Here is an 8,933-nt window from a genome sequence, read left to right on the forward strand (position 1 = left end):
GCCATCAAGTACACGCAGTTGAACGGTTCGTATGACTTCGGCGTGGTCAAGCTGCTCGGCGCTTACGGTACTGTGAAGAACGGCACCACCCCCGTGACCGGTTTGGCACAGGACAAAGYGACAGAGTATCAAATTGGCCTTGACTTCCCAGTCAACAGCACGTTCACCCTGTCCGGCGGTTATGCCCGCTCCAAGAGCACCCGCCCAGCTGGTGCTTCCGAGCTGAAGCGTACCGGCTATAGCCTGGCTGGTCTGTATGCGCTCTCCAAGCGTACGAACCTGTACGCTGGTGTTCAGAGCGGCAAGGAAACCGGTGCCGGTGTGACCGATCGCAAGACCAGCACCTACGGTGTTGGCGTTCGCCACACGTTCTAATCCAGGTTGGATCTAAACCCGGGCTTGCCTGGGTTCTCTCAAAAGCCGTTTCAGTGAAACGGCTTTTTTCTTTGGGTCGATTGAAATCTGGCTAAAAAGCCGATTCTGGCAAGCAGAAATCCTGGGTTTTCGCTGGCGTTGTTTCTTTTCCACGGGTCCCCGCCYATTTGTGGCTTGAGCACAACGGCTTGACTGTTTTTTCGGGCATTCCTTTGCGAATTGAAGCCCAGTCTGGTGCAATAGACCCAACTTCCCGAAACGGGGGTTGGCCCGGGTCTCTGGTGGTGCCATAAAGGCGAAAGTCTGAAATGGTCCCCGTGCCGGAGCCCTATGTTTAACCTTGGAGAAACTCTCAATGAAAAAGACTCTTATCGCCCTGGCTGCACTCGCTGCAACCGCTGGCGTCGCACATGCCCAATCCTCTGTGACCCTGTACGGCGTTGCCGATGCATTCGTTGGTCAAGAGAACGTTAAAGTTCAATCGGCTACCACCAACACCAGCATCAGCAACAGCAAGGTCGACGGTAGCGGCTTGAGCAGCTCGCGTTGGGGCATGCGCGGTAGCGAAGACCTCGGCGGCGGCATGGCTGCTGTGTTCACCCTCGAAGGCGGCTTCGGCATTGACAGCGGTGCGTTGGCCAATGCCGGCGGCAGCAGCGCAACCGCTTCGGCCAGCGTCCTGTTTGGCCGTACCGCTTCCGTGGGCCTGAAAGGCAGCTTCGGTGAAGTTCGCCTCGGTCGCCAGTACACCGCTTACGACTCGCTGCGCGGCGCTACCAACAACACGTATGACTCCAACACGTTCGCCACCACCGGCACCGTGTGGGGCGTTGGTCTGCAAGACTACAGCAACCGTGCCAACAATTCCATCCGTTATGACTCCCCAGTTTTCTCTGGCTTCAGCGGTTCGGTGATGTACGCATTTGGTGAAGACAAGTCGGCAACGGTTTCTGCTTCCAGCAGCGCCAGCGCCCACATCAAGTACGCCAATGGCCCTCTGCTGGTCGGTTACGGCTACCAGGCTGAAAAGTCCAACGGCATCAGCACGATGTTCTCCGGCGCGAACGGCCTTGGCGCCAACAGCATCGCTTCCGCTGCCAGCAACGCAGGTACCCCATCTCCGCTCGTGACTACCCGCAAGTACAACTTGCTGGGCGCTACGTATGACTTCGGCGTTGCCAAGCTCGTCGGTAGCTACAACACCGCCAAGGGCCTGATCGCCGCTGGTGTGGATGCCAAGGACAAGGAATACCAAGTGGGCGTGAGCGTTCCGTTTGGCGCCGCTTCCATTGCTGCTGGTTATACCCGTACCAAGAGCGAGTTCGCCGGTATCAGCCGCAAAGGCACCGGCTACAGCCTGCTGGGTACCTATGACCTGTCCAAGCGCACCACGCTGTACACCGGTTACACCAATGTCAAGGGCGAGTCCGCAACGGACCTGACCCGTACCGACAAGAAAACCTTGTTCGCTGCTGGTGTTCGCCACACGTTCTAATCTGAAGCTGGCTTAAGCCAGTTTTTGATGAGAATCTGAAAGCCGTCTCGGGGTAACCCGGGGCGGCTTTTTTCGTGAAGAAAGACACATGTACACGTTTGATGCCGTGAGTCGTTGAAATTGGTGAAACTTTTCCGCATCTGCCGCGTTAAATGCGCAGGTTCTGCTATTTGAGTCAACTCGCAATAGATACTACGGTTCATCGTCGTCAGCCCCAATCTCTCAATGCCATTGCTACATCGCCACTTTTTCCTGTGCACGTTGCGTTTGCTGGCTGCCGGTTGCGTGCTCCTTATCGCGGGTTGTGCGGGATTCGCACCTTCCGCACCTGCAGCAGGCACGAACGTCGACTGGACTTCGGCGTCGTCCACAAGCACTACCGCAGATGCCATCAAGTGGCAGCACTGCACATTTCCGGGCAAGAAGTCGACACGCTACCGTGCTGTGCGCATGGACGGGCGCAATGCCATCCTCGGTGAATCCGACAGCGCCGCCAGCATGCTGCGGCAAAACCTGCGTATAGAGCCCGCAGAACTTGGAACCCTGGGCTTTTCCTGGAAGGTGCCGAAGATGATTACGGGTGCGGACATGACGCAACGCGACAGCGATGATTCACCCGTGCGTGTGGTCCTGGCCTTTGAAGGTGACAGGTCGAAGTTTTCCGCCAAGAACGCCATGCTTTCAGAGCTTGCATTGGCACTGACAGGCGAGCCGCTGCCTTATGCGACTCTCATGTATGTCTGGGGCTCTCACAGCGCGCCAGAAAGCGTGATCATCAATACACGGACCGACCGGATCCGCAAAGTGGTGATCGAATCCGGTCCCGGCCGCCTTGATCGCTGGCTCGATTACCAGCGTGACATTCGTGCCGACTACCAAAAGGCCTTCGGCGAGCCGCCCGGCGCTTTGGTCGGTGTCGCCATCATGACTGACAGCGACAACACGCGCCAAATCACCAAGGCATGGTACGGCCCCGTCAGCTTCAAAAGCAAAACTGCAAGCATGGTGGCCAGGCCCGCAATGGCGCCGGAATTGCTGCAGGTTTCACAAACCCCTGGATTTGCACCGCTATCCCTTCAGGACTAGTATTTAACCTGCTGAACTCGGGACCCCACTGACATGCGCGCTCCGGCCAATCTTCCAAGTGCTTCATCCATTCAGCCTGCTGCAGCGGGAGATATTGCAAACCCCGACCGCCCCTCTCCGCTTCGCGCCTCCGGCCGGGCCTTTGCGCAAATAGCGCAGTACCACCCCGAACTGACCGCCTTCCGGCGCGACCTGCATGCCCACCCGGAACTCGGGTTTGAAGAGGTTTACACCTCCAGCCGGGTAGTGCACGCGCTCAAGTTATGTGGCGTAGACGAGGTGCACACCGGTGTCGGTAAAACAGGTGTTGTGGCCGTCATCAAGGGTCAACAGCCAGCCAAGGCTTCCGGTCAACCCGGTTTTAAGCCCATGATCGGATTGCGCGCTGACATGGATGCGCTTCCCATGACAGAGCACAACGAATTTGGCTGGAAGTCCGCCAAGGCCGGGTTGATGCATGGATGTGGACATGACGGGCACACCACCATGTTGGTGGGTGCTGCCCGTTACCTCGCAGAGACGCGCAATTTTTCCGGCGATGCCGTGCTGGTTTTCCAGCCCGCGGAAGAAGGCCGTGGCGGTGCTGATGCGATGATCAAGGACGGCTTGTTCGAGCGTTTTCCCGTGCAAGCCATTTACGCCATGCACAACTGGCCCGCGATGCAGCCTGGCACCATCGGGATCAATCCCGGCCCCATGATGGCCGCAGCCGACCGCATCACCATCGAGATTACCGGCAAGGGCGGTCACGGGGCACACGCCTATCTCACGGTCGATCCGGTGCTGGTGGCCGCTCACATCATCACCGCGGTGCAAGGCATCGTCTCGCGCAACGTCAAGGCCATGGACAACGCCGTGATCAGCATTTGTGCCATCCAGGCAGGCGACCTGGGCGCGATGAGTGTGGTGCCTGGCAATGCCACACTGGTCGGCACGGTACGTACCTTCAAACCGGAAGTGCAGGACCTGGTCGAGCGGCGCCTCAAGGAGTTGTGCGCCGCAGTGGCGCAGGGCTTTGGCGCCACGGCCACCGTCAAGTACGAGCGGATCTACCCGGCCACCATCAACTCACCGGTCGAATACGAGCTGGCCACCAGCGTCGCCGAACAACTCGTGGGTGCAGAGAACGTTGTGCGCAACCTTGAGCCCAGCATGGGCTCGGAAGACTTTTCCTTCATGCTCAGGGTCAAGCCGGGTGCCTACTTGCGCCTGGGCCAGGGCGAACAGTTGCCCGATGGCAAAGGCGGAACCATGGGCGGCGTGGGCAGCCGCTTTTTGCATAACAGCTGCTATGACTTCAATGACAGCGTTCTGCCGCTGGGCTCCGCGCTGTTTGCAGGAATTGTCGAACGTTCGCTGCCGTTGCGCTGATTTGCTATTAATTTAATAGCTGCTCGCGCACACCCCTTATGGGCTGCGGGTGAATTCTTCTTGATACTCCAGGGGGCCGCCATCACAGGCGGGGCGACGCAAGCTACGTCTGCGCCTCACCTGTCTGTGCCCGTCTCAGGCATAACGCTTATTGCGCAGGTTGTTTTTCATTTCCTTGAGCAGCGGCTGTAGCTTGCTGCCGATGCGCAGTGCCACACAGGTTGCCAGGATGTCGATGATCATCAGGTGCATCAGGCGTGACACCATGGGGCTGTAGCGGTCGTAGCCCTCGGGGTGGTCGGCTGCCAGGTGGATGTTGCCGGCCGCGGCCAACGGCGAACCGGTGACCGTGATGACGATCGTGGTCGCGCCGTTCTTGCGGGCGATGTCGCAGGCGTCCATCAAATCGCGCGTGCGGCCAGAGTTGGAGATCACCACCACGCAGTCGCCCGGCCCCAGCAGCGAGGCGCTCATCACCTGCATGTGGCCGTCGCTGTAGGCGATGCTGGTGATGCCCAGGCGAAAGAACTTGTGCTGCGCATCCTGCGCCACGATGCCCGAATTGCCCACGCCGAAGAACTCAATCCGCTTGCCTGTGTTGTAAGTGGCCAGCAACGCGTCGGCGGCCCGTTCAACGGCTACGGAACTCGCGTCGTTGCGGTATTTCAAAAACGCCGCCACCGTGTTGTCGATCACTTTGACCATCACGTCGCCGGTCTTGTCGTCCGCGTCCACGCTGCGGTGGATGAAAGGTACGCCCTCACTCACGCTGCCCGCCAGCTTGAGCTTGAAGTCCGACAGCCCGTCATAACCCATGCTGCGGCAAAACCGCACCACAGTCGGCTTGCTCACATGCGAGCGGCTCGCCAGCTCCGTGATCGGCAAATTGGCAAATGCCCGCGGATCGGCCAGCACCAACCGGCCCACGCGTTGCTCCGCTGGCGCCAGTGACGGCAATGAAGCCTTTATTCGATCAAGCACGGGAACTGTCCTCCCTACGCTGCAAGATCTCACAGGTCTGCCAAATACCAGTCCGAGCCGCGGAACCGGCTTTGCCGGGCCGCGGGCGGGGCGCCCCCTCGGGGGGCAGCGAACCACACGCAGTGGGGAGCGTGGGGGCTAACATTCTTCGGACCAGCAATAGCCGTCTCTGGCAATCATCGCGCTCGCAGCGCTGGGCCCCCAGGTGCCGGCGGCATAAGGCCGTGGCGCACTCGCCTGGCTGCTCCAGCTGTCCATGATGGGCTCGACCCAGCGCCAGGCTTCTTCCTGCTCGTCGCTGCGCACGAAAAGATTCAAGCGCCCGTCGATCACATCCAGCAGCAGCCGTTCATAAGCGCCCACGCGCTCGGAGCCAAAGCGTTTGTCAAAATCCAGGTCCAGTTGCACCGGCGCCAGCGAAGGCGTGCCGCGGCCTCCCGTGCGCTGGTCGGCACCCTGCGCAAGCAGGTGCAGCTCCAGGCCGTCCTTGGGTTGCAGGTTGATCACCAGCCGGTTGGCCACATTGGAGCCGGCCAGCGCCGACTTGAAAATCGCGTGCGGCGCGGGGCGAAAGTTCACCTCGATGTGCGCATCGCGGCCGGCCAGGCGCTTGCCGGTGCGGATGTAAAACGGTACACCGGCCCAGCGCCAGTTGGCGATCTCGGTGCGCAGGGCCACAAAGGTTTCGGTCCTGCTGTCAGGGGGCACGCCTTTTTCGTCGCGGTAGCCGGGCACGGCTTCGCCGTCGATGTTGCCGGCCGCGTACTGGCCGCGCACCACATGCTGGCTCAGCGTTTCAGGCGTCCAGGCCTTCAGCGATCGCAATACCTTGAGCTTTTCGTCACGGATGGCATCGGCGTGCGAGTTGATGGGTGGTTCCATGCCGATGGCGCACAGCAGCTGCAGCGCATGGTTTTGCACCATGTCGCGCAGCGCGCCGGTGCTGTCGTAAAACGCACCGCGCTTTTCCACGCCCAGGTCTTCGGCGATGGTGATCTGGATGTTGGCAATCGTCTCGCGGCGCCACAGCGGTTCAAAGAGCGAATTGCCAAAGCGCAGCGCAAACAGGTTCTGCACCGACGGCTTGCCCAGGTAGTGGTCGATGCGAAAGATCTGCTGCTCGCTCAAAACACTGCGTACCGTCTTGTTGATGGCGCGGTTGGACGCCAAGTCGTGGCCCAGCGGCTTTTCCAGCACCACGCGCGTCTGCGGGCCATTGAGGCCCGCGGCGGCGATCTGCTCGCAGACCGTGGTGAAGAGGCTGGGCGCGGTGGCCACGTACATCACCACCACGTCGGCGGGCCGCTGCTGCAGTTTCGCAGCCAGCGCGGCATAGTCGGCCGGGTTGGAAAGGTCCATGCGCAGGTAGCCCAACATCGCCGCGAAGCGCGAGAACTCCTCTTCGCTCGGCCGCTTGGCCAGCTCGACATTGTCAAACCGGGACTTGATCAGCGCGCGGTACTGGTCGTCCGACAAATCGTCGCGTGCCACGCCCACAATGCGCCCGCCCTCCGGCAACGAGCCGTGGCGGAAGGCCTGGAACAGGGCCGGCATGATCTTGCGCCACACCAGGTCGCCGGTGCCGCCAAACAGGATGAGGTCAAAACTCATGGTAAAAAATTGTCTTGGTAATAAAGTTTCATATTCTATGGGCATAATGGTAACTCGACATCGAACCCGTGAAATGCCTGCATCCAGGCACAGCACGGTGTTTCATCCGGACCACTCCGCGTTTTGACCAGCCACCTAGCCATGACCCAACTTGACGCCCTGAAACAGTTCACCACCGTAGTCGCTGACACCGGTGACTTCAAGCAACTGGGGCAGTTCAAGCCGCAGGACGCCACCACCAATCCTTCCCTCATCCTCAAGGCGGTGCAGAAGGCCGACTACCAGCCCCTGCTGAAAGACACCGTGAGCCGCTTCAAGGGCCGGGCGCTTGACGAAGTCATGGACCGTCTGCTGGTGCGTTTTGGCYGCGAAATCCTTTCCATCATTCCGGGTCGGGTCTCGACGGAGGTTGATGCCCGCCTGAGCTTTGACGCCAACGCCACGTATACACGCGGCGAACGCATCATCGAGCTCTACCAGGCCGAAGGCATTCACATTGACCGCGTGCTGATCAAGGTCGCCGCCACCTGGGAAGGCATACAGGCGGCTGAAAAGCTGGAGCAGCGCGGCATCCACACCAACCTCACGCTGCTGTTTTCGTTCTGCCAGGCCATCGCCTGCGGCCAGGCCAAGGTCCAGCTGATCTCACCTTTTGTGGGCCGTATCTATGACTGGTACAAAAAATCTGCCGGCGCCGCCTGGGACGAAGYCGCCATGTCCGGCGCCAACGATCCCGGCGTGAAGTCGGTGCGCGAGATCTACAACCATTACAAGCACTTCGGCATTGCCACCGAGGTGATGGGCGCGAGCTTTCGCAACGTGGGCCAGATCACTGCACTGGCCGGCTGCGACCTCCTGACCATCAGCCCGGAACTGCTGGCCCAGCTTGCCGCCAGCGATGTCGCGTTGCCGCGCGCACTCGATGCCAAAGCCGCAGCGGCGCTGGATTTGCCCCCAGTGAACTTTGACGAAGCCGGATTCCGTTACGCGCTCAACGAAGACGCCATGGCCACCGAGAAGCTGGCCGAAGGCATTCGCGCTTTCGCGGCCGATGCCGTGAAACTTGAGCAGCTGATGCTGGCCGCATAACCTCCCGCACAGGACACGTCATGAACCGACCGCGTTGCGACCAGACTTCCGCATGGCCTGCGCTGCAGGCGCTGTATGCCGCTTCCGGCAAAGATTTCGACCTGAAGGCTGCATTTGCTGCCGATCCGGATCGCTTCGCCAGCTTCAGCCAGGACGCTCCCCACGTTTTTGCGGATCTTTCCAAAAACCTGATCGATGCCGCCAGCCAGGCCTTGCTATTTGACCTTGCGCGCGCGTGCGGGCTGGAGCAGCACCGCGACGCGATGTTTGCCGGGGAACTGATCAACGGCACCGAAAAGCGCGCCGTGATGCATTTTTTACTGCGAAATCCGGCCGTAGCCCAATATGAACGTGCGCCAGCAGCTATTAAAAATATAGCAACCGAGTTGGCCCAGGTTCACACCACGCTGGACGCGATGCTGGCGTATGCCGAACAGGTGCGCGCGGATGCCGCCATCACCGACGTTGTCAATATCGGCATAGGCGGCTCCGACCTGGGACCCCAAATGGCGGTGTTGGCGCTCGGCGAATTCGCCGCCACCGGCAAGCGCGTTCACTTTGTCTCCAATGTGGATGGGGACGAGCTGGCTACCGTGCTCAAGGGGCTCAAGCCGCAAAGCACGCTGTTCCTGATCGCGTCCAAAACCTTCACCACCACCGAGACCATGACCAACGCGCATTCGGCCCGGCGCTGGTTTGAGGCGCAAGGCGGACGCGACATCAGCCGGCATTTCGCCGCACTGACGACCAACGTCGCGGCAGCCAACGAATTCGGCATCAGCACCACCTTTGGTTTCTGGGACTGGGTGGGCGGGCGTTATTCGCTGTGGTCGGCCATCGGCTTGCCGGTAGCCATCGCCATTGGCGCAGCCGGCTTTCGCGAGCTGCTGGCCGGCGCGCACGCCATGGATGAGCACTTTCGCAC

8 protein-coding genes are annotated in these 8,933 nt (G+C 60.6%); 6 read left to right on the plus strand and 2 right to left on the minus strand.

What is annotated here, in order from left to right:
• The 4 genes from AC1D1P_RS08075 to AC1D1P_RS08090 form a co-directional block, all read left to right on the plus strand.
• Positions 1-375, plus strand: a 375-nt coding sequence (locus AC1D1P_RS08075; RefSeq protein ID WP_477672628.1) for a porin, incomplete at its 5' end; no start/stop codon positions are given.
• A 355-nt stretch (positions 376-730) separates the two neighbouring features.
• A complete protein-coding gene (locus tag AC1D1P_RS08080; RefSeq protein ID WP_477672629.1) occupies positions 731-1,870 on the plus strand; it encodes a porin in 1,140 nt (379 codons plus the stop codon).
• A gap of 225 nt (positions 1,871-2,095) precedes the next feature.
• Entirely contained in the window at positions 2,096-2,956 is an 861-nt protein-coding gene (locus AC1D1P_RS08085) for a DUF3047 domain-containing protein (protein ID WP_477672630.1), read from the plus strand.
• A gap of 33 nt (positions 2,957-2,989) precedes the next feature.
• The gene (locus tag AC1D1P_RS08090; protein WP_477672631.1) at positions 2,990-4,327 is read left to right on the plus strand and encodes a M20 aminoacylase family protein; all 1,338 of its coding nucleotides are present in this window, start codon (positions 2,990-2,992) and stop codon (positions 4,325-4,327) included.
• 135 nt (positions 4,328-4,462) lie between these two features.
• Here AC1D1P_RS08090 and AC1D1P_RS08095 read toward each other — a convergent pair whose 3' ends face one another.
• Together AC1D1P_RS08095 and zwf are read right to left on the minus strand one after the other, a co-directional pair.
• The gene (locus AC1D1P_RS08095; RefSeq protein WP_457282600.1) at positions 4,463-5,308 is read right to left on the minus strand and encodes a MurR/RpiR family transcriptional regulator; all 846 of its coding nucleotides are present in this window, start codon (positions 5,306-5,308) and stop codon (positions 4,463-4,465) included.
• Positions 5,309-5,446: 138 nt separating this feature from the next.
• Positions 5,447-6,919, minus strand: coding sequence for a glucose-6-phosphate dehydrogenase (gene zwf, locus AC1D1P_RS08100; RefSeq protein ID WP_477669916.1), 1,473 nt, complete (start codon positions 6,917-6,919; stop codon positions 5,447-5,449).
• A 141-nt stretch (positions 6,920-7,060) separates the two neighbouring features.
• Between zwf and tal the strand changes: the two genes are divergently transcribed.
• Together tal and AC1D1P_RS08110 are read left to right on the plus strand one after the other, a co-directional pair.
• Entirely contained in the window at positions 7,061-8,008 is a 948-nt protein-coding gene (gene tal / locus AC1D1P_RS08105; RefSeq protein WP_477672632.1) for a transaldolase, read from the plus strand.
• A 20-nt stretch (positions 8,009-8,028) separates the two neighbouring features.
• Positions 8,029-8,933 (plus strand): glucose-6-phosphate isomerase (locus tag AC1D1P_RS08110; RefSeq protein WP_477672633.1); only part of this gene is annotated, 905 nt, incomplete at its 3' end.

The organism is Polaromonas sp. P1_E1_2, from assembly GCF_056406035.1.